Below are 22,172 nucleotides of genomic sequence, written 5' to 3' on the forward strand. Positions count from 1 at the left end.
CCGGATCGCCACCGCACCCCCGGCACCGGCCCCTTCACCCGCCCGGATCGCCACCCCGCCCCCGCCCCGGCCCCTTCTCCCGGGTCGCCACCCCGCACCCGGGCGACGTGGAAGGCCCCAAACGGTTGCGCGCCCCGAAGCCGAGGAGTATGAATAAGTTTTGAGTAGGTTTTCTCGGCAAGGGGAGTCACCATGGCAGACAGCTTGAACACCCGGCTCGCCGAGGGCGACGACGCGGCCCTGGCCGAGTGCTTCCGCGTCCACGGATCCCTGATCCGCTCCTACCTGCGGCGGTTCATCCCGACGCAGGATGTCGAAGACCTGCAGCAGATCGTGTTCGCCGAGATCTGGCGGTCGCGCCACCGCTTCGACCCGGCCCGCAGCCTCCCCGCGTGGATGCTCGGCATCGCGCACAAGCGCGCGGTCGACCACCTGCGGGTGCGCACGCCCCAGACGGTCCCGCTGGACGCGGTGGCCGACCCCGCCGGCTCCGACGGCCGGGAGGTCGGCGACGGGATGGCCGAGCGCGACCAGGTGCGGCGGGCGCTCGCCGAACTGCCCGAGGCGCAGCGACAGGCGATCGAGCTGGCCTACTACGGCGAGCTGACCCAGCGGGAGATCGCCGAGAAGCTCAGCGTCCCGCTCGGCACCGTCAAGGCGCGCACGGCCCGCGGCCTGCGCCGCCTGTCGCGCCTCCTCACCCCGGCCGCGGCATGAACGCCCAGGCGGTCAGGCCGGACGCCGACGGCACCCGCGACGTCCGCGATCCCCGCGACACCGGCGGCCGCGGGGACGGCGCCGACCGGACCGCGCGCCCGAGGGTCGCGGTGTCCGGCTGCCTGGTGGGCGATCTCGTCCGGTTCAACGGGGGCCACAGCCGCGACCGGTTCCTCAGCGGGGAGCTGGACCCGCACGTCGACTGGGTGCGCGTCTGCCCCGAGATGGAGATCGGCCTCGGCACGCCGCGCGAGACCCTCCGCCTGGAGCGCTCGCCCGACGGACCGCGACTGGTCACCAGGAAGACCCGGGCCGACCTCACCGCGCGGATGACGGCCCTGGCCGCCGAGCGGGCGAGCGGCCTCGACGTGGACGGATACGTCTTCAAGTCCAGGAGCCCCAGCTGCGGGGTGCACGGCATCCCGATCTACCAGGGCGACACGGCCGTCGACCGCAGGGGCAGGGGGGTGTTCGCGGCCGTGATCCTCGACGCGCACCCGCTGCTGCCCGTGGAGGACGAAGGGCGGCTGAACGACGCCCTGCTCCGCGAGACCTTCGTGGAACGGATCTTCGCCCACGCCCGGCTGCGGGCGCTGCTGCGGAGCGACTGGCGGGCCCGCGACCTCGTCGCCTTCCACGCCCGGCACAAGATGCAGCTGCTGGCCCACGACCCCGTCGCCTACCGGGAGGCCGGGCGGGTGGTGGCCCGGGCGGGCCTGCTCCCCCGTGACGAGGTGGCCACCCGGTACGCCCACGTGTTCGCCACGGCGCTCGCGGGCAAGGCCACCATCGGCCGCAACGTCAACGTCCTGCAGCACTGCGCGGGCATGATGCGCGACGCGCTCGACCCGGCCCGGCGGGCCGACCTGGCGGAGGTCATCGCCTCCTACCGGGCGGGCCTGGTCCCGCTCAGCGTGCCGGTGACCCTGCTCCGCCACCACGCCCGGGGCGAGGCCGCGGAGTACGTACGGGACCAGACCTACTTCTCGCCGTACCCCGAGGAGCTCAGGCTGCGCAACCACGTCCCCCGCTGAATCGCCGGCCGCGTCTTGGTAGGGTGACTCACCGCACAGCGACCGCGTCGACGGCCACGGCGCCGCACGGCCGCAGAGCGAACCGCCGCGATCGACGCCGGGCGGGGCCATGAGCAGGCCGGGCAGGCCTGATCAGGCTCCGCCGGGCGTCACGCCCCGGGACGGTCGAGCCGCACGACGGCGAGGGAGCGCGGCGGCAGCGACAGCTCCGCCCCGTCCAGCGTCGTCGCCGGATCGGAGGCGAGCAGGACGTGGCCGGGCGCGAGCGTCACCCTGATCGGGATCGGGCCGAGGTTGGCCGCCACCCGGAGCCCTCCCCGGTGCACCACCAGCCAGGACTCGCCGTGGTCCACCCGGACCCGGTCGAGCCTCGGGTCGGTCAGCTCGGGGTGGGCGCGGCGCAGCGCGATCAGGGCCCGGTACCAGTCGAGGTGGGCCCGGTGGGCATCGTCGTCCAGCTCGCTCCAGTCGAGCTTCGAGCGCAGGAACGTCAGCTCGTCCCCCGGGTCGGGGGCCTTCTCCGCCCAGTCGTCGTAGCCGAAGCCGACGAACTCCCGCCGCCGCCGGTCGGCCTCGCCCTCGCGCAGCTGCGGCTCGACGTGGTCGGTGAAGAACAGGAACGGGCTGCGCGTCCCCCACTCCTCCCCCATGAACAGCATGGGCGTGAACGGCGAGGTCAGCAGGAGCCCCGCGGCCAGCCGCAGCGCCTCGGGCGCCAGCCGGTCGCCCTCGGCCCGGTTGCCGACCTGGTCGTGGTTCTGGACGCAGCACACGAACCGGTAGCCGGGAACGTGCGCCGCCGGGCGTCCGTGGGAGCGCCCGCGAAAGGACGAGTAGGTGCCGTCGTGGTAGTAGGCCCGGGTCAGCACCTTGGGCAGGGCCCCGTGGAAGTCGTCGTAGTAGCCGTGCCGCTCGCCGCTCACCGCCACGTGCAGGGCGTGGTGGACGTCGTCGTTCCAGGCCGCCGCCAGTCCGTACCCGCCGGCCTCGCGGGGGGCCATCAGCCGGGGGTCGTTGAGGTCCGACTCGGCGATGAGGGTCAGCGGCCGGCCCACCGCCGCCGAGAGCGCGTCCGTCTCGGCGGCCAGCTCCTCCAGGAAGTGGACGGCCCGGCTGTCGTGCAGGGCGTGCACGGCGTCGAGCCGCAGGCCGTCGATGTGGTAGTCGCGCAGCCACTGCAGCGCGTTCCCGATGAAGTAACGGCGTACCTCGTCGGAGCCGGGCCCGTCGAGGTTGACGGCCTGGCCCCAGAAGGAGGAGGCGGTGGAGTGGAAGTACGGGCCGAACGGCGCCAGGAAGTTGCCCGACGGGCCGAGGTGGTTGTAGACGACGTCGAGGATCACCCCGAGCCCGTGCCGGTGGCAGGCGTCCACGAAGCGCTTGAGCCCGTCGGGACCGCCGTAGTTGTCGGTGACGGCCCACAGGTCCACGCCGTCGTAGCCCCAGTTGCGCCCACCGGGCACCGGGGGGACGGGCATGATCTCGACGAAGTCGACGCCGAGGGCGTCCAGGTGCTCCAGTTTGCCGATGGCCGCCTCGAAGGTGCCCTCCGGGGTGAAGGTGCCGATGTGCAGCTCGTAGATGATCGAGCCCGGCAGGTCCCGTCCCCGCCACAGGTCGTCGGTCCACTCGAACCGGTCGTGGTCGTAGACCCGGCTCGGCCCGAAGATCCCCTCCGGCTGCCAGCGGGTCCGCGGGTCCGGCAGCGGCTCGCCGCCGTCCAGCCGGAAGCGGTAGTCGGTGCCGTGCCCGGCCCCGGGCACCTCGGCCGACCACCACCCGCCCGGCCGGGCCGACATCGGGTGGCGGACCCCGCCGATCTCCACGTCGACCGTCGTCGCCCCCGGCGCCCAGACCTCGAACATCGGCTAGTCCCTTTCCAGAAGTGCGACAGGGTGAACGGCCAGCAGGTGGGCCAGCGGGATCCGGCCGGTGTGCTCGGCGCCGGTCAGCAGATCCCGCCACCTGCCGTGCGGCAGCGTGAACGTCCTGTTCCCCCAGCCGCCACGCCGCTGGAGGCCGACCGGGAGCCGGGTGGCCACCGCCACCGCCCGGTCGCCGCGGGCGAAGGCGACCGCGTGCTCGTCGGCCTCCAGCGGGAGGTACGGCGCCGCCGGGTCGAGCCGCCGGCGCAGGTTCAGCGCCCGGGTGGTGACCAGCAGCTTGGCGGCGTCCCACGACAGGCCACCCCCGGCGGCCGGGGAGCCGGCCCCCGCGCCGGCCCGCGCCTCGGTCTCGGCGAGCAGCCGGCGGCGCCGCGGGAAGTCCACCGGGCGGCGGTTGTCCGGATCGACCAGGGAGAAGTCGGTGGTCTCGTTGCCCCAGTACACGTCGGGCACGCCCGGCATCATCAGCTGCAGGAGCTTCTGGCCCAGCGAGTTGGACCGGGCGTACGGCTCGATCCTGGCGGCGAACTCCGCGATCGAGGTCCCGCACTCGCCGATGGCCCGCTCGACGAAGTCACGCAGGCCACGCTCGTAGGCGGGGTCGGGGGTGACCCAGGAGATCGAGGTCTTGGCCTCGCGGGCCGCCTTGAACAGGTAGTCGAAGAACCTGTCCGGGTCGATCGGCCAGGCGGCCATGAGGTTCTGCCAGGCCAGGTAGTCGAGCGCCGGGTCGAAGGAGACCTTCGACGACCACTCGCCGACCGCCGCCGCCCACTCCCCGGGCAGCTCCGACAGCACGGCCAGCCGGGCCCGCACGTCCTCGGAGCGCTTGGTGTCGTGCGTGGACAGGGTCGTCATCGTGCTCGGCGACATCTCCCGGCAGGACGCGTGGAACTCCGCCACCGGCAGGCCGAACCGGTCCGGCTCGCCGCCCACCTCGTTCAGGCACGACAGCGGGTACCACCGGTACAGGGCGGTGTCCTCCACCCCCTTGGCCATCACCGGGCCGCAGGTCTGCTGGAAGCGGGTGACCGCGTCCGCGGGGCCGGTCAGCACCCGCTGGACGACCTCCCCGACCGGCGCCCCCTCGGGCAGCCGCTCCGCGGCGACCCGGCCCGCCTCCTCGACGATCCGGGCCGACTCCTCGGGCACCGGCTCCCCCGGTACCACGTAGGCCCGGTAGACCGGCATCGCGGCGAGCAGCTCCACCAGCGTCTGGCGGTCGGAGCCGACGGACGCGTGCAGCCGGTCGATCTCGGCGCCGAAGAACAGGGCGAGAACCTCCGCCTTGGACTCGCGGACCACGGTGGCGTAGTCGTGCGGCACGCCGGTGTGCGTGGCGAACAGCTCCAGCAGCGGCCGCTCGCCGGCCGGGTCGACGAACAGCCGGGTGATCCGGTTGAGCACCTCGTAGCCGGTGGTGCCGTCGCAGTCCCAGTCGGCGGGCAGCCGCTCGTCGCCGACGAGGATCTTCTCCGCCACGATCCACACGCCCGACGCCTCGCGGAGCCGGGCCAGGTAGCCGCGCGGCTCGGCGAGCCCGTCGGGGTGGTCCACCCGCAGGCCGTGGACGACCCCCTCCTCCACGAGGGAGAGGATGACGGCGTGGGTGGCGTCGAACACCTCCGGGTCCTCCACCCGGAGCCCGATCAGCGAGGACACGTCGAAGAACCGCCGGTAGCCGGGCCCCCGGCGCCAGTCGACCAGCCGGTAGTGGGTGTCGGGCAGCGGGAACTCGTGGTCGTAGTAGCGCAGCACGTCGCCGTCCGGCACCGGCTCGCCGCCGCCGAGCACCGGCATGTCCACCTTGCCGCCGCCGCCGGCCCAGTCGATGTCGAACCACCGCGCGTACGGCGACGCCGGGCCGTCCTTGAGCACCGACCAGAGCTGCGCGTTGCCCGACTCCGGAACCGGGATCGTCATGTGGTTGGGCACGATGTCGACGACGACGCCGATGCCGTGCTCGGCCAGCGTCGCCGAGAGCGCCCGCAGCCCCTCGATCCCGCCGAACTCCGCGCGGACCCGCGAGTGGTCGACCACGTCGTAGCCGTGCCGCGACTCCGGCACCGCCTGCAGGATCGGCGACAGGTAGACGTGGCTCACCCCCAGGTCCCGCAGGTACGGGGCGAGCTCGGCCACCCGGTCGAAGCCGAAGTCGGGGGTGAGCTGGAAGCGGTAGGTCGACAGCGGCGCCGGGTACCGCAGGGGCGAGGGGGAAGCGGACTCAGACACGGCGCAGCACCCTCACCGAACGGCCGACCACCGGCACGCTCTCCCCCGCCCGGCAGACCCGGCTCTCCACCGTGATCGGCATGGCGGTGTCGATCTCCGTCAGCCACATCTCGCCGTAGTCCTTCGGCAGCGTGAACTTGATGACGTCGTGGTGGGCGTTGAACAGCAGCAGGAACGAGTCATCGGTGATCTTCCGGCCACGGCGGTCGGGCTCGGTGATGGCCTCGCCGTTCAGGAAGACGGCCAGCGACTTGGCATACCCCACGTTCCAGTCCGCGTCGGTCATCTGCTCCCCCTTCGGCGTGAGCCAGGCGATGTCGCTGAGGTTGTCCCCCGAGCCGCGCACCGGCCGCCCGTAGAAGAAACGGCGCCGCCGGAAGACCGGGTGGTCGGCGCGGAGCTTGGCCAGGCGCCGGGTGAACTCCAGCAGCAGCCAGTTCTCCCGGACGTCGGACCAGTCCACCCAGCTCAGCTCGTTGTCCTGGCAGTACACGTTGTTGTTGCCCCGCTGGGTGCGGCCCAACTCGTCGCCGTGGGAGATCATCGGCACGCCCTGGGACAGGAACAACGTGGTCAGGAAGTTGCGCTTCTGCTGCTCGCGCAGCGACTCGACGGCCAGCGTGGCGGGCCCCTCCGCGCCGCAGTTCCAGGAGCGGTTGTCGTCGGTGCCGTCCCGGTTGTTCTCGCCGTTGGCCTCGTTGTGCTTGCTGTTGTAGGAGACGAGATCCTGGAGCGTGAACCCGTCGTGGCAGGTGACGAAGTTGATGGAGGCGGCCGGGCGGCGGCTGTCGTCCTGGTAGAGGTCGCTGGAGCCGGTGAGCCGGGAGGCGAACTCGGGCAGCGCGGCGGGCTCGCCCCGCCACAGGTCGCGGATCGTGTCGCGGTACCTGCCGTTCCACTCGGTCCACCGGGCCGGGAAGTTGCCGACCTGGTAGCCGCCGGGGCCGACGTCCCACGGCTCGGCGATCAGCTTGACCTGCGACAGCACCGGGTCCTGCTGGACCAGGTCGAAGAAGGCGCTCAGCCGGTCGACCTCGTGCAGCTCGCGCGCCAGCGTCGCGGCCAGGTCGAACCTGAACCCGTCGACGTGCATCTCCATGACCCAGTAGCGGAGCGAGTCCATGATCATCTGAAGCACGTGCGGGGAGCGCATGAACAGGCTGTTGCCGGTGCCCGTGGTGTCCATGTAGTAGCGCCGGTCGTTCTCGACCAGGCGGTAGTACGCCTGGTTGTCGATGCCGCGCATGCTCAGCGTCGGGCCCAGGTGGTTGCCCTCGGCGGTGTGGTTGTAGACCACGTCGAGGATGACCTCGATGTTCGCCTCGTGCAGCGCCTTGACCATGGCCTTGAACTCCAGCACCTGGCCGCCGCGCTGGCCGGTGCTCGAATAGGCGTTGTGCGGGGCGAAGAACCCGATGCTGTTGTATCCCCAGTAGTTCGTCAGTCCCCGCTCGGTGAGGACGTGGTCGGTGACGAACTGGTGCACCGGCATGAGCTCGATGGCCGTCACCCCGAGGGCCGTGAGGTGATCGATGATCTCCGGGTGCCCGATCGCCGCGTAGGTGCCGCGGATCCGCTCGGGAATCTTCGGATGGTTGACGGTCAGGCCCTTGACGTGCGCCTCGTAGATCACCGTGTTGTGGTACGGCGTGGCGGGCGGACGGTCGTGCCCCCAGCCGAAGAACGGGTTGGTCACGATGGAGCGGGGCACGAACGCGGCCGAGTCGGCGTCGTTGCGGCTGTCCGGCTGGCCGAAGCGGTAGCCGTACACCGCCTCGTCCCACTTCACGTCCCCCTCGATCGCCTTGGCGTAGGGGTCGAGCAGGAGCTTGGCGGGGTTGCACCGCAGCCCCCGCGGCGGGTCGTACGGGCCGTGCACGCGGTAGCCGTAGCGCTGCCCGGGACCGACCCCGGGCAGGTAGCCATGCCAGACGAACCCCTCGCACTCGGTGAGGGTGACCCTGGTCTCCTTGTCGTCCTCGTCGAACAGGCACAGCTCGACGCGTTCAGCGGCCTCGGTGTAGAGCGCGAAGTTGGTTCCCGCGCCGTCGTAGGTGGCCCCCAGCGGGTAGGGATCCCCCGGCCAGATCTCGATCATTGCACCGCCCTTCAGCGGTGGACAAATATGCCCGATGTTTTCCTGGTCATGCACACACTCCACGTGGCGCTTCGGTGAATTCGGACCAGGTGAATGCCGGGAGTTGACCGGGGCCCGCGGGTCAGCCCGCGCCGCCGTCCCGGCCCCCGGGCCCGCGGGTCAGCCCGCGCCGCCGTCCCGGAGCCGTTCCGCCAGCGCGCGGAGGGCCGGGTCGTACACGCGCGTCCCCGCCCGGCCGGCGAACTCCTCGGCCGCCCGCAGGTGGGCCGCCGCCCGGTCCCGGTCGCCGCCGAGCAGGGCCAGCCGCGCCAGGCACAGGTCCGTCAGCGACCAGCCCAGCAGCCGGCCCGCGTTCGGGGTGAGCCCGGCGTACAGGGTCTTCCCCGCGGCCTTGTCGCCGAGCGCGGCGCAGATCTCGCTGACGGCGTCCGGCATGAACCGGTACGCCAGGTCCGGGATGATCGGCGCGAAGTCGTCGCCGGCGAGCTCGGCGAAGACCGCCCGCACCTCGCCCGCCCTGCCCAGGTCGAGCAGGGCCAGGCAGCGCAGGATCCGCCAGGGCCGCTGGCCGGGGCGGTGGGCGAGCATCTCCTCGGCCAGCGTGAGCGCCTCGCCCGCCCTGCCGTCCGCCCGCAACCGCAGGAAGCGGAACGTCTCACGTCGCAACCGGGCGTCTCCCCGGCCCAGGACCCCCTCCGGGTAGGCCGCGGCGGACTCGTCGGCCGCGGTGAGCGCGTCGGCGAAACGCCCGGTCAGGTAGGCGTGGACCGCGGCCTGCCAGGCGGCCAGGCTGACCAGCGAGGGGAGCCGGAGCCGCTCGGCGGTCGCGCGAAGCCAGGCCAGCAGCTCCGCGGCGCGCCCGGCGGCGCCCTGGGCGCTCAGCTCGACGTACTCGTTCTCCCTGCCGATCCACTCGGTGGCCAGGTCGCCGGTGCGGCGGCCGATCTCCACGATCTCGTCGACCACCGCGCGCCTGCGGGCGTGGTCGTGGTCGGACCGCAGCAGGATCTCCTGGACGATGAGCGCCCTGGACAGGGTCCGGTCGTCGCCGGTCCGGCGGGCCAGCCGCACCGCCTCCGCCGCCATCTCCACGCTGCGCCCGACGGGCCGGCCGGTCGAGCCGGTCAGCGCGGCGGCGGCGAGCAACCGGGCCCGCCACGGCGAGTCCTCGGCCAGGTCCGAGGCGAGCACCCGGCCGATGCGCTCGGCCAGCCGGTCGATGCCGGTCATCTCCTCGTACATGGCCAGGTGGATCGGGTCGGAGAAGCCCAGCACCGCCCTCGCCAGCCGGCTGTCGTCGCCGAGTTCCTCGGCGATCCCCGCGGCGGCCTCCAAACAGGCGTGGGCCGCGAGGCTCATCCCCGCCGCCGCCTGCGCCTCGGCCAGGTCGAGAAGGAGATCGCAGCGGAGCGCGTCGTCCGACCGGGGCAGCCGGTCGAGCAGGGCGAGCGCCCTCTCCAGGTTCTCCACCGCGTCCTCGGGGGCGAACTGCGCCATCGCCTGGGCCGCCGCGCGCCGGGTGTAGCCGATGGCCTTGCCCGTCGTCCGGGGGTTCGGCAGGCCCTCGCGGTAGTGGTGAGCGATCTCGGTCAGGCGCGTCCCGGTCCGCTCCTCCAGCACCTCGGCGACCCGTACGTGCAGCCGTCTGCGCCGCAGCGGCGGCAGCGCCTCACGCAGCACGTCGCGGACGATGTCGTGGACGAAGCGGCAGGTCGATCCGGCGCCCTCGGCCAGCAGCCGCGCCCCCACCGCGGCGTCGAGGATGTCGAGCACCCGTTCCTCGGGCAGTCCCACCACGCGGAGGAGGATGCCGGTGTCGGCGTCGCGGCCCAGCAGCGCCGCGACGGTCAGCACCTCCTCGGTGTCCGGTGGCAGGCCCGCCATCCGGCCCCGCACGACGTCGGACAGCGCTTCGGGGGTCTCGCCGAGCTGCAGCACCTCACCCAGGAAGAACGGGTTGCCCGCGGTCAGCCTGCTCATCTCCGCGGCCCGGCCGGGGTCGGCGCCCGCCCGCCCCAGGTACTCGCGGATCTCCTCCTCGGCCAGCCCGCGCAGCGGGAGCCGCCGCACGTGCGGCAGCCGCACCAGCGCGCCGAGGGCGTGCTCCAGCGCCCCGCCCCGCCGCACGTCGGTGTCCCGGTACGTCGCGATCACCGTCAGCTCCGGGCAGAGCCGGGTGGCGGCCAGGAACTCCAGCAGCCGCAGCGAGGAGGTGTCCGCCCACTGCAGGTCGTCGAGCACGACCACGACCCGCCCGTGCTCGTTGAGCAGCCGGGCGAACGCCTCGTACAGCTCGAACTGCCCGGCTCCGGCCCCGGCCAGCTGGGCCAGCTCGCCGTCCCTGCCGACCAGGTCCTGCACGGCCTGCGTCCACGGCCAGAAGGGAGGCGCGCCGGCACCGTCCCAGCAGCGCCCCCACACCACCCGGTGGCCTCGCGACCGCGCGACCCGGGCCGCGTGCTCGGCCAGGCTCGTCTTGCCGATGCCGGGCTCACCGGCGAGCAGCACCACCCGGTGTCCGTCGCCGGCGACGGCCGTCTCCAGCGCCTCGGTCTCGGCCCGGCGGCCCACCAGCGGGGCGGCCTCCCGCGCCCCGGCCTCCGCCTGGAGCCTGGGCGTCAGCGCGGGATCCTGGGCGAGGATGCGCCGCTCCATCTCCCGGGACCGGGGGTCGGGGTCCAGCCCCAGCTCCTCCACCAGCCGCCTGCGCCCCTCGGCGAGCACGCCGAGCGCGTCGGCCTGCCGCCCGGCCTGGTAGAGCGCGTGGGCGGCGAGCACGCGCAACCGCTCCCGGAAGGGGTGCGCGCCGACGAGCCGGGTCAGCCCGCCCGTCAGCGCGGCGCCCCGGCCGAGCGCGAGGTCGGCCGCGGCCAGGTCCTCCTCCAGCGTCAGCCGGAACTCGGCCAGGTGCGCGGCCTCCTCCTCCGCCCAGGCGGTCTGCGCGAAGTCCGTCAGCGGCTCCCCGCGCCATTCCCGGAGTGCCAGCCGCAGCTCCCGGCCCGCTCCCCCGTGGTCGCCCGCCGCCGCCAGGCGCCTGCCCTCGGCCGCGTGCGCCCGCGCCCGGCCCAGGTCGACCGCGGTCTCCGCGACGTCCAGGGCGTAGCCGCCGGGCCCGCCGATCAGGATCGTCGGGGGCGCGCTCCGCCGCCTGCCGGGCTCGAAGACGCGGCGGAGCTTGGAAATGTACGCCTGGACGGTGTTCAGCGCCCCGGGAGGGGCCTCGTCCCCCCAGAGCGCGTCGATCATCCTGCTCGGGGCGACCGGCCGCGGGGCGGCGAGGATGCACAGGGACAGCACCACCCGCTGCTGGTAAGGGCCGACGTCCAGCACCGTCCCGTCCCCGGCGATGACTCCGACCGGCCCCAGCACACGAAAGTCCATCCGGCCACCTCGCTCGCGAATCTGGCCGATAGTAACCCCTCGCCCTCACCACCGCGGTCTTCGCGCCCGCAGCGCGGCCCCCGCGCCCCCGCCGCGGGTCTCCCCCGCCGCGGGCCCGAGCCCTCACCTCGGGGTTGAGAGGCCCCCGTCAGGGCACGACTTCCCTCCGCCCCGACGTGCGCCGATGACAACTGCCGCCTTCTTCGATCACCAAGCGATTCATCGCCGATTCGTATTAAATATAGAAAAATATGCCTTTTATAGGCATTTGAGTATTTTTTCGGCTTTCCAGGGGCGCGGGTGGTCACACGGCAGACGTTTGAGCCCGGACACCCGGGTAGTGCCAGCGTTCTCACGAGGGGAGAACGCATGCGATGAGTGGATTCAAGAAGTTCCTGCTGAGAGGAAACCTCGTCGAACTCGCCGTGGCGGTCGTCGTCGGGGCGACATTCAGCGGCCTCGTTCAGGCCCTGGTCAAAGACCTCATCACACCGCTGTTAGCGGCGGTCACCGGAGGTGGCGGGCCGGATTTCTCCCAGTACGCGTTCACCGTCAACGGCGCCGAATTCAAGTACGGCGACTTCGTCAACCACCTGATCAGCTTCGTGATCATCGCCTCCGTCGTCTACTGGCTGGTCGTGATGCCGATGACCCGCCTCATCGCCTTCTTCGACAGGGACAAGAAGGCCACCGAGAAGGAATGCCCGGAGTGCCTGAGCGACATCCCCGTCGACGCCCGGCGCTGCGCGTTCTGCACCGCGGAACTGTCCCGGGTCCCGGCCGGCGAGAAACCGCCCGCGTGACCGCCGGACGGAGACGGACAGAGAGACGGATGGCGCGGAACCCGTCGGCGCGCTCACCCGGCGGCCGTCACGACTCCGGAAGACGGACCCGCCTGCCCGCCGGGCGCCCCGGCGTGAACCACGCCCCCGCCGGCCGCTCGGGCGAAGGCCCGGCCCGGTCGGGCCGGGCCTTCTCGTGAGAGGTCAGCTCCGGGACTGCCAGGGGGGATTCGGGAAGTTGGACTGCCCGCCGGGCCGGGTCGGCGGCTGCGAGTTGTTCCAGGTGGGAAAGGACGGAGGGGCGGGGAAGGAACTCAGGGCCGCCTGGGTCCGGCGGAGCCTCCGGCGGCGGGCGGTGGAGACCCCGATGCTCAGGGCCACCATGGCGAACAGGAGCGATCCGCCGACGACGCCGAACATGAGGGGGCTCATCAGGGTCTCGCCGCTGGAGACCGGGACGGTGTTCGGGGAGACGGGGTCGTCGTCGGCGGCCGGGGTCCTCGCCGGGTCGTCCGCAGGGGCGGCGGAGGCCCCGGCGTCGGCCTGGGCCGTGTCACCCCCCGACGTCGTGTCACCCCCCGAACCGGCGGTGGGGTCAGCCGCGCCCGTGGGGGCGGCCGTCCCGGAGGGGGCCAGGGGGGCGCCGACTGCCGACAGGCCGGAGGCCGGGGCACTCGAGGGCAGGACCGTGGGCGAAGGCAGACCCGCGGCCGAGGGCGCCGCCGTCGCGGCGGTCCCGGGAGCGGGGGACTGGGTCCCGACGGCCCCCGGAACGGGGGCCTGGGAGGGCGGGGTGCGGTCGCGACCCGCGGCGATGGCCTCCTGGCTGTCGGCGATGTACTGGGCCACGTACGGGTGGGCCGGGTAGAGCGTGGCGACCTGCCGGAAACCCGCGAGCGCCGCGGTGTGGCGGTCGGCGAAGAAGTCGTCCAGGGCGCGGTCGTAGATGACGGTCGTCGGGGACGGAGCCGCGACGACCTGCTGGGCGGCGAGGAACTCGCGCAGCACGCCGACCGGCAGGATCCAGCTCTGGTTCTCCTGGGACTCGCCGAGGTCGCTGAGGAGCCCGCCGACGAGGATGCCGATCGCCTTCCCGTCGGCGTTGAAGACCGGCCCGCCGGAGTTGCCGCCATACGAGGGGGCCTGGGCCTGGATGTATGGCACGCCCTGGTCGGTCTCCCGGCGGGCGTTGAACGCGCCCTCGGTCAGCGCCGGGTACAGCTTCGTCTCCAGGCTGACGAACGTGGCGTTCGTCACCAGCCCGGGGAAGCCGTTGACATACAGCACGTCCCCGACCTGCGCGTCCCCGTCGGTGCCGAGGGTGATGACGGGCAGGTTGCGCGCGCCGTCGAGCTTGAGCAGCGCGTGGTCCTTGCCGGGGTAGACCGTCCCCTTGGCGACGAGCCTGATGGGCAGGCGCTTGGCGGTCCGATCCATCCCGCCGCCGGGCAGCGCGAAGATCACGTCAAGCGACTGCTTCAGGTTCTTGACCTCCATGTGCTTGGTGTTGAAGGTCGTGTAGACCTTCTGGACGAGCTCGGTGAGCTCCTTGTCGGGCTCGACCGAGCCCATGAGCTGCTTGAGCAGGGCCTTGACGTCTCTGGCGTTGACGTCGGTGAGCGACTGGGCGGCGAAGTACGCGCGCAGCTCGGCGTCGGTCGTGTCGACGCAGTGCGCCGCGGTGACCATGTAACCGTCGGGGGTGATCCACCAGCCGGTGCACCAGCTGCCGGCCGTGGCCTCGACCGAGCGGACCGGCTTGGCGACGCTCAGGTAGCGGTCGACGTCCGCGGCGACCTGCTGGAACACCCACTTGACCATGCTCCGCCGGTCGCTGGGGATGCGGCCCTTCCGGGCGTGCTTGGCCGCCTTGTCGTACAGGGCGGTGAATGCCTTGCGGGTGCCGGCGGTCGGCACCGTCACCGTGGCCGTGTAGTCGAGGCTGAGCAGGTGCACCGCCGGGTGCGTCCTGGCCGCGAGCTTGGTGCCCACCGCGATGTCGCGCGTCTCGTCCGGCTTGCCCGGGTCGGCCCACGCTCCCCCGAGCGAGCCCATGACCAGGGTGGCCGCGACCCCCGCCGCGACGGCCGCTCTCCGCGCCAGGCGCGCCAGGCCGGGCAGCCGCCCCTGGCGCGCCGAATCCGGTGAACGCCCCGAACGTGCCAGACCCGCCGGATGCTCCGAGCGCACCGGCCGCCGCGTCCGTGTCACTCCCCCCGACCGCGCCGGCCGTTCCCATGGTCCACGCATTGTCACCACCCCGTCCTTGGCAGGCCCTCCTTACGAGGACGCCCCACGACGGGAGTGTGCGCCGCCGCACTTGTCTGTGACTTGGAAATCATTAGAGACCGCTCTGACGCTGGAACACCGGGACCTTCCGCCCGTGGTGGTCGAACCCCTCCAGGACCACGGCGGAGGCGGGCGCGGAGCCGCCCACCGGGCCGGCGACGGCGACGAGCGGGCCCGGTGCCAGACGACCGGTGACGCCCGCGCCCGTCACCCGGATGCGGGTCACGCGACGGCTCCCCGCGGCCAGGTAGCGCCAGCGGCCTGACGGGCCCCGCCACCAGGTGCCGGAGACCAGGTCGCGCCGGAGGCGGCTGCAGTCCCAGGTGTCGTCGGCCCCGCCGGTGGGCAGCGCGGTGGTACCGCGGCGGGTCGTGACGAACAGCACGGCCCGGGAGGCACTGGTGCCGTCGGCGTAGGTGAAGCGCGCGCACATCCAGCGCCCCCTGGCGCCCTCGGGCAGGGCTCCGGCCCAGAACTCCCAGGCCGTGGCCGCGTGGACCTCGGTACGCGGGCGCCGGAGCGCGCACCCCAGGTGGGCCCAGCCCGCGAAGCCCGCGGTCGTCGCGTCAAGGTGGTGCGGGCCGGCGCGGCGGACCGGAGCGGGCGGCGGGGGCTCGTAACGGATGACGCCCAGGGCGAGGGAGCCGAGGTCGACCACGGTGTACGGCCTGCCCTGCGCGACGGCGGGCGCCCGGAGCCTCAGCACCGGGCCGCGCCAGCAGCCCGGTGTGGCGGAGGCCGGGACGGAGGAGGTCACCCCGTCCTTGACCCGGATCCGCCGCCACGACGGGGAGGAGTGGCCCAGCGGGGCGGAGGAGACCTCCTCGACCCAGGGTGGGAGAAGGTAGCGGGCGCCGGCGGGCGAGGTGCGGAGCTTCAGCGGGGCCGCGGCGTCGGCCACCGTCTTCGGCTCGGGGAAGGCCTCCAGGGAGCGCACGCCGCCGGACTCGGTGTATCGGGCGACCCTGCCGGGATCGCGCAGCAGCACGACGCGGACACCGTCGACCTCCCCGGCGTACAGGAGCTGGATGTCGGCGGCCGGCATCCCGGCCGGGGCCCGGTGCAGGTGCCGGGTCCGCAGCGGGCCCGGCGCGGCCCAGGCGCGCAGCGCCCGGTCGAGCAGTGGCCGGTCACCGCGCAGCCCGCCGCGGGCCTCCCAGGCCGCCAGGTCCAGCTGGGTGGTGGCGCGCCAGGTGCCGGGCGGCACGCTCCGGATGTGGGGCGGCCGCGCCGGTGCGGCCGCGCCGGACGCCTCGCCGCCGGCGGGCCGGGAACCGCCGTGCAGGCCGAGCGCGTGCCACCCTCCGGTGAGGAGCGCCAGGCAGGCGGCCCCGACCAGCAGGGGACGCGGGCGGACGGCCGTGAGGCGGCCGTAGACGCGCGCGACGGTGGGGTCGGCGGAGGGGGCGCCGTACCCGCCGAACCTCTCCTCGACCGCGGCGAGCGCGGCGACCGCGGCCACGGCCTCGCCGACACCCCCCTCGGCCAGTACCTCGCGGACGTCCTCCGGGGCGAGCCCCGTCAGCCGGGAGAGAGCGTAGGCGGCACGGGCGGGGGCGGGCAGCCGGTCGAGGGCGGCGCCGAAGGCGGGGTCGCCGCCGCGGACGGCGGCGGGGATGACCTCGATCCGGGTGCCCGGGACCGGCAGGTGCCAGGGCCGGTGGCGCAGGGCGCGACGCAGCACCTCCCGCCGGAGCCCGTCGAGGCCGTCGCCGTCTTCGCCCCTCCCGGTGTCGCCGCTGCCACCGGCGCCGACGCCACCGCTGCCGGCCAGCATGGCTCTGGTGACCATGCGGTGCGCGAGAGCCATGCGGCGCTCGTCGTGGCCGCGCGGAGGCAGCGCGAGGTAGGCGAGCCAGACGAGGTCCCGGTACGGTCGGGCGAGGGCGGGATTGCCCCTGATGGACCGCGGCACGACACCCCTCCAGTCCGATCACTTCGGGTAATCGACACGACACGCTTCGCGAATGGTAGAACCGCGAAGCCGTCGGAGAGCGGCGATGTTGGGAAAGCGTCCATTTAGCCCAGAAAATCACCCACAGGACGATGAGACCGTGAACTTCGAACTGGCCGTCTGGCACGAGCCCGAGCCGATCACCAAGGAACACGCGGAGAACGTCTACCGGGCGCTCCGCCGTGGAGAGGCGGATGCCGCGGCGGCGCACCCGGGGGTGGCGGCGTTCGTGGCGCGGCTGCCCGAGGCCGAGCGGCCCTCCCCCGCCCACGCCGTGGTCGCCGTGGCGCCGGAGCGGGCCGACGAGGTGGCCGGCGTGGTCTTCGCGCTGGCCCGGGAGTGCGGGCTGGTCTGCTACGACCCGCAGCGCCGGCTGGTGCACAACCTCGGGCCCACCGGGGCCTACCCCGGGATGCAGATGCACACGGGCGACGGAATGATGCTGGCCGACCCCGACCTGCGGCTCGTCTCCGACGCGCTGGCCACCATGTCCCCGGACAACCCGTTCACCGCGCTGGTCGTCTTCGGCGAGCACTTCGTCCAGGCTTCCCCCGAGCCCGGGGGCTACGAGCTGGAGTACAAGGACAGCCGGCGGAACCAGATGTTCCGCACGCACGTGCCCGGCCTGGAGGCGGTCCGGGAGGCCTTCGCCGAGTACGCCACCGGTGGGCGCGGCTTCCTGGACCGCCACGAGTGGCAGCGGGTCTGAGCCTTCGCCACCCTGGGCTTCGACGGCCCGGACCGCCGGCCGGGCCCGGCGTTCTCGCCGGAGAACACGACCGGTCGCCCCTCCGGACGCCGGCCGGAACGGACCCGGCCGGCGGTCCGGCCGGGTAAAGCGCTCCGCGGGCGACCGGCCGCCGGGGATCCGGCGGGGCCCGCCGGTCACTCGCCGGGGAAGCGGACCCCCACCTGGGCGCGGACCTCGTCCATGATGCCCATCACGTCGAGGGTGGCCTCCCAGGGCACCAGCGGGCTCTCGATCGAGCCCTCACGCAGGCAGCGCATGGCCTCGACCGCCTCGTGCAGCATGCCGGTCCCCTCGTAGGGGACGTGGAAGGTCTCGGGCTCGCCCTCCGTGCGGTGCAGGGTGAAGGTGTCGGGGCGGAAGAACAGGTGCGGCAGCTCGATCCGGCCGAGCGGGCCGGAGATCGACGCGGTGACCGGGCTGTGGGTGGCGAGACCGCAGGAGAGCAGCGCGACCGCTCCCCGGTCGTAGCCGAGCAGCACGCCGGTGTTGTCGTCCACACCCTCGGGGGTCAGCCGCGCCCACGACTGCACCCGGTCCGGGGCGCCCAGGAACAGGTGGGCGAACGAGATCGGGTAGACGCCCAGGTCGAGCAGGGAGCCGCCGCCCAGCTCCGGGTTGCGGAGCCGGTGGTCGGGCCCGACGGAGACGGAGATGCCGAAGTCGGCGTGGACGGTGTTGACCGGGCCGATCGCACCGCCCTCGACCAGTTCGACGATCTTGCGGATGGCCGGGATGCACCGCGTCCACATGGCCTCCATCAGGAACAGGTTCCGCTCCCGCGCGAGGTCGACCAGTTTGGCGGCCTCGGCCCGGTTGAGCGTGAACGCCTTCTCGCAGAGCACGGCCTTGCCCGCGTTCAGGCAGGTCTGCACGGCGTCGTAGTGGGCGTTCTGGGTGTTGGCGACGTAGACGATGTCCACGTCGGGATCGGCGGCCAGCTCGGCCCAGCTGCCGTGGGCCCGGGGGATGCCGTGGCGGTCGGCGAAGGCCCGCGCCGACTCCGTCGACCTGGATCCGACCGCGACCACCTCGGCGTCCGGCAGGCGCTTCAGGTCCTCGGTGAAGGTGGCGGCGATCCCACCGGTCGCCAGAATTCCCCACTTAATCGCACTCATAAGGACACATCTCACCATGAACCGGTCGTCCGGAAGCGCCGAATGCCCCGTATCGGGCCGCGTCCGGCCGTCCGGCGCGGCCCCACCCGGGGTGACCGAGGTTCCCGCGCCCGGCGGTCAGCCGCGCGTGTCGGCGAGCAGGGCGTGCAGCACGAGACCGGGGTGGTCGCGCATCACGCCGCGCATGCGCCACTCGTCGGTGAACAGCGCGAGCAGCGCCCCGTCCTGCGAACGGGTGAAGACCTCCACCCCACGCTGGCGGGCCAGGATCGGCGCCGACTCGGCGTCGGTGAGCCTGGCGATGCCGAAGTCGAGCCGGTCCATCGTGATCTCGGTGCTGAACTCGGCGGCCATGCGGTGCTTGACCACGTCGAACTGCATCGGTCCCACCGCGGCGAGCACCGGCGCCTGGTCGCCTCGGACGTCGGAGCGGAGCACCTGCACCACACCCTCGGCGTCGAGCTGCTCGATGCCCTTGCGGAACTGCTTGGACCGGCTGGAGTCGCGGACGCGGGCGACGGAGAAGTGCTCCGGGGCGAAGCTCGGGATCTTCGGGAACTCGACGGGCGAGCCGTCGTAGAGCGTGTCACCGGGACGCAGGGCGCTGGCGTTGACCAGGCCGACGACGTCGCCCGGGTAGGCCTCGTCGATCGTGGCGCGCTCCTGGCCGAAGACCGACTGGGCGTACTTGGTCGCGAACGGCCGGGCGGTGGCCGCGTGGGTCAGCACCATGCCGCGCTCGAACCTGCCGGAGCAGACGCGGACGAACGCGATGCGGTCGCGGTGCGCGGGGTCCATGTTGGCCTGCACCTTGAAGACCAGCCCGGAGAACGGCTCCTCCAGCGGTCGCGGGTCGCCGTCCGCGTCGGGGCGGGGCGCCGGGGAGGGGGCGATGTCGACCATGGCGTCCAGCAGACGGCCGACACCGAAGTTGGACAACGCGGCCCCGAACAGCACGGGGGTCGCCTCGTGCGCCTCGAACGCCTTCTGGTCGTGGTCGGCGCCGATCGCGGAGAGCAGGTCGATCTCGTCCTTGGCCCGCTCCCAGTCGCCGCCGAGCTCGGTCAGGGCCCGCTCGGGGGTGAGCTCGGTCTCGATGGCCTTGGTGGCCCCTCCCGGGGTGCGGGTGTAGCGGACGATCCGGTCGGCCACCCGGTCGGCCACGCCGTGGAAGAAGCCGCCGGTCCCGATCGGCCAGGTGATCGGCGTGGGCTTCAGGCCGGTCTTCTCCTCGATCTCGTCCAGCAGTTCCAGCGCCTCGCGACCGGGCCGGTCCCACTTGTTGACGAAGGTGATGACGGGGATGCGGCGGTGCCGGCAGACCTCGAACAGCTTCAGGGTCTGCGGCTCCATGCCCTTGGCCGCGTCGAGCAACATGACCGCGCAGTCGACGGCGGCCAGCACCCGGTAGGTGTCCTCGGAGAAGTCGGCGTGACCGGGGGTGTCGACGAGGTTGAAGACGTGGTCGCGGTACTCGAAGCGGAGCGCGGCGGAGGTGATGGAGATTCCCCGGGCCTTCTCCATCTCCATCCAGTCGGAGGTCACGCCCCGGCGGCCCGACTTGCCGTGCACCGCGCCGGCCTGGCTGATCGCCGAGGCGTGCAGCGCCAGCGCCTCCGTCATGGTCGACTTGCCCGCGTCGGGGTGGCTGATCACCGCGAACGTACGACGGCGTGCCGCCTCCTGAATGATCGCGGCCATTTCCTCGTCTCCTAGGGATGCGTAAGGTGGGGAACTCCCGGCACTGTGCGGGGCGCCAAAACAGCTTACGCGCCACCACGGCTGTCAACAGATGCGGCAACACTTCCCCAGACCGCTTGCGCCACCATGGTGTTGAGTGGATTGTGGGACACCTCGATCCGCCCTACGCCTGTCCCGACTGTACGAAAGCGGCTATCTCGTGCAACTCGACGATCCAGTGGTGTGCAGATGATCACCCTGCGCTATGCGGCAGGTTCCGATGTCGGCCGGGTCCGGCAAGGCAACGAGGACGCCGGTTACGCCGGCCCACGGCTCCTCGCCGTCGCGGATGGAATGGGCGGGCACGTGGGAGGCGAGGTCGCCAGCTCCGCGGCGATCGCCACCGTGGCCTCCCTCGACCAGGAGTGCCCCGGAGACCTGGCCGCCGCGGCGGAGGCCGGGGTCCGCAAGGCCAACCAGCGCCTGCGGGAGCTGGTCGAGGAGGACCCGTCGCTGACCGGCATGGGCACCACCCTGACCCTGATGCTCTGGAACGGCTCGCGGGTCGCCCTGGCCCACATCGGCGACTCGCGGGCGTACCTGCTGCGCAACGGTGACCTCTACCAGATCACCTACGACCACACGCTGGTGCAGACCCTGATGGACGACGGCCGGATCACCGCCGAGGAGGCCGCCAGGCACCCGCACCGGTCGATCCTGCTCCAGGTCCTCGACGGCGGCGAGAACATGGAACTCGACCTGTCGCTACGCGACGCCGAGGTCGGCGACCGCTACCTGCTCTGTTCCGACGGGCTGTCGGGGGTGGTCGACGCCGAGCGGCTCCGCCACGTGCTCGCCGAGGTCGACGACCTGCAGGAGGTGACCCGGGAGCTGATCCGGCTCGCCTGCGAGGCCGGTGGACCGGACAACATCACGTGCGTGGTCGCCGACGTGGTCGAGGGGCCCCTGGTGGACGCCCCGGTGGTGGTCGGCTCGGCCAACCCGTCGTAGCGGGCGACCGGCCCGCCGGACCGCCGCGACGGGCCGCGGCGTGTCCGGGGACGCCCGGCCCGGCCAGGACCCGCGGTCTGTCGTGGCAGACCGCGGGTCCTGGCCGGGCGGGGAGGCAACGGTTATCGTCGGGTTTCCGAGCTCCTCACCGATCACCGCTCCGGAGGGATCCGTGTACAAGGAATTCGCCATCGAGGCCGTCGTGTGGCTCATCCCCGTCGTGATCCTGATCGGTCTCGCCATCATGATCACTCAGCCGGCCTGACCATCCCGCCCCCCACCTTCCCGTCCCGGAAAGCCGGGGGCGGAAGCGCCGGCGCCCGCCCCCGGTCCTCGCTTCCTCCGCGCCGGGCCGTCCCCGGCCGCCCAGATCATCACCGCGCGTCCCCTCCCGGCTCCGACGCCCCTCCCCGGCTCCCGGATCCTTCCGCCTCCGGCCCCTCAAGCCCCGCCCCCTTCCCGGTGACCGCGCCCGCGCCCCCGGGAACCCGCAGGTCAGCAGGGAATTTTCACTATTTTCCGGGTTTTGGGAACTTTCCCCTTTAATCGTTCTTTACCTGTATATAGTCATGAACACGTGCTTGGGGGAGCACGGTCAAACGCACCAGCAGGGGGACCTCACACGCCTATGGCGCAGTTCGTCGATGCCGCGCTGGCCTTTCCGACCGTCCTGTTCACGTTCCTGCTGCTGGTGATCATCGCGTACTGGCTGCTCGTCGTGGTGGGCGCGGTCGGGATCGACGGTGACATCGACACCGACGCGGCCGAGGCGACGGGGGCCGGCGGCCTCCTGAGCAGTCTGGGACTCGGCGGAGTCCCGGTCGCGGTGGTCGTCTCGCTGCTGGTCGTCGTCGCCTGGTTCACCAGCCTCGTGGGCGGCGTCCTGTTCACCGGCACCCCAGCTCTCGTCGGAGTGCTGCTCGTGGCGCTGCTCTGCGCCTGGGCCTGCACCCGCCTGATCGTTCCGGCACTGCGGCGTCTCACCCCGAAGGAGCGCGTCCCCTCCCGCGCCGACTTCGTGGGCCGCATGTGCGTCATCCGCACGACCCGGGTCGGCAAGGACTTCGGCCAGGCCGAGGTCACCTCCCCGGACGGGTCCTCCGCGCTCATCCAAGTCCGTCAGACCGGTGACGACGTCTTCGCCGCCGGCAGCACCGCCCTGATCTTCGCCTACGACTCCCCGGGCGAATTCTTCTGGGTGATGCCGTACGACGCGGAACTCGACCCCGATCGTCATTAACC

Annotated in this window: 14 protein-coding genes; 6 read left to right on the forward strand and 8 right to left on the reverse strand. The window is 72.8% G+C overall.

Annotated features, from left to right (window positions below; genetic code table 11):
* Positions 1-192: 192 nt before the first annotated feature.
* On the forward strand, positions 193-717 hold the full coding sequence (locus ABD841_RS12470; RefSeq protein WP_344970797.1) for an RNA polymerase sigma factor: 525 nt from the start codon (positions 193-195) through the stop codon (positions 715-717).
* A complete protein-coding gene (locus tag ABD841_RS12475) occupies positions 714-1,751 on the forward strand; it encodes a YbgA family protein (RefSeq protein WP_344970798.1) in 1,038 nt (345 codons plus the stop codon). Before ABD841_RS12470 ends, ABD841_RS12475 begins: the two co-directional genes overlap by 4 nt.
* 149 nt (positions 1,752-1,900) lie before the next feature.
* Here the strand turns inward: ABD841_RS12475 and treZ are convergent, their stop codons facing one another.
* The 4 genes from treZ to ABD841_RS12495 all read right to left on the reverse strand — a co-directional run bounded on the left by treZ (position 1,901) and on the right by ABD841_RS12495 (position 11,348).
* Complete coding sequence (gene treZ, locus ABD841_RS12480; protein WP_344970800.1) at positions 1,901-3,616, reverse strand: malto-oligosyltrehalose trehalohydrolase; 1,716 nt, start codon at positions 3,614-3,616, stop codon at positions 1,901-1,903.
* Positions 3,617-3,619: 3 nt separating this feature from the next.
* Complete coding sequence (gene treY / locus ABD841_RS12485) at positions 3,620-5,869, reverse strand: malto-oligosyltrehalose synthase (RefSeq protein WP_344970802.1); 2,250 nt, start codon at positions 5,867-5,869, stop codon at positions 3,620-3,622.
* On the reverse strand, positions 5,862-7,967 hold the full coding sequence (glgX, locus tag ABD841_RS12490) for a glycogen debranching protein GlgX (protein WP_344970804.1): 2,106 nt from the start codon (positions 7,965-7,967) through the stop codon (positions 5,862-5,864). Before glgX ends, treY begins: the two co-directional genes overlap by 8 nt.
* 159 nt (positions 7,968-8,126) lie before the next feature.
* Positions 8,127-11,348, reverse strand: a complete 3,222-nt coding sequence (locus ABD841_RS12495) for an ATP-binding protein (RefSeq protein WP_344970805.1) — start codon at positions 11,346-11,348, stop codon at positions 8,127-8,129.
* A gap of 374 nt (positions 11,349-11,722) precedes the next feature.
* Between ABD841_RS12495 and mscL the strand changes: the two genes are divergently transcribed.
* Positions 11,723-12,151, forward strand: a complete 429-nt coding sequence (gene mscL / locus ABD841_RS12500; RefSeq protein WP_344970807.1) for a large conductance mechanosensitive channel protein MscL — start codon at positions 11,723-11,725, stop codon at positions 12,149-12,151.
* A 183-nt stretch (positions 12,152-12,334) separates the two neighbouring features.
* On the opposite strand, the gene ABD841_RS12505 is transcribed toward mscL, so the two are convergent.
* On the reverse strand, positions 12,335-14,320 hold the full coding sequence (locus tag ABD841_RS12505) for a S1 family peptidase (RefSeq protein ID WP_344970809.1): 1,986 nt from the start codon (positions 14,318-14,320) through the stop codon (positions 12,335-12,337).
* A 151-nt stretch (positions 14,321-14,471) separates the two neighbouring features.
* Entirely contained in the window at positions 14,472-16,334 is a 1,863-nt protein-coding gene (locus tag ABD841_RS12510) for a hypothetical protein (protein WP_344970811.1), read from the reverse strand.
* 139 nt (positions 16,335-16,473) lie between these two features.
* Here ABD841_RS12510 and ABD841_RS12515 point away from each other — a divergent pair, with 139 nt between their 5' ends.
* On the forward strand, positions 16,474-17,082 hold the full coding sequence (locus ABD841_RS12515; protein WP_344970813.1) for a hypothetical protein: 609 nt from the start codon (positions 16,474-16,476) through the stop codon (positions 17,080-17,082).
* Between the two features lie 176 nt (positions 17,083-17,258).
* Here ABD841_RS12515 and ABD841_RS12520 read toward each other — a convergent pair whose 3' ends face one another.
* Positions 17,259-18,239 (reverse strand): Gfo/Idh/MocA family protein, encoded by a 981-nt coding sequence (locus ABD841_RS12520; protein WP_344970815.1) that lies wholly within the window; start codon positions 18,237-18,239, stop codon positions 17,259-17,261.
* A gap of 117 nt (positions 18,240-18,356) precedes the next feature.
* The gene (locus tag ABD841_RS12525; RefSeq protein WP_344970817.1) at positions 18,357-19,940 is read right to left on the reverse strand and encodes a peptide chain release factor 3; all 1,584 of its coding nucleotides are present in this window, start codon (positions 19,938-19,940) and stop codon (positions 18,357-18,359) included.
* Between the two features lie 228 nt (positions 19,941-20,168).
* Here ABD841_RS12525 and ABD841_RS12530 point away from each other — a divergent pair, with 228 nt between their 5' ends.
* Positions 20,169-20,930 (forward strand): PP2C family protein-serine/threonine phosphatase, encoded by a 762-nt coding sequence (locus ABD841_RS12530; protein WP_344970945.1) that lies wholly within the window; start codon positions 20,169-20,171, stop codon positions 20,928-20,930.
* A 628-nt stretch (positions 20,931-21,558) separates the two neighbouring features.
* Positions 21,559-22,170, forward strand: a complete 612-nt coding sequence (locus ABD841_RS12535; protein ID WP_344970819.1) for a hypothetical protein — start codon at positions 21,559-21,561, stop codon at positions 22,168-22,170.
* Positions 22,171-22,172: the final 2 nt, after the last annotated feature.

This window comes from Streptosporangium fragile, assembly GCF_039534445.1.
Lineage (GTDB): Bacteria > Actinomycetota > Actinomycetes > Streptosporangiales > Streptosporangiaceae > Streptosporangium > Streptosporangium fragile.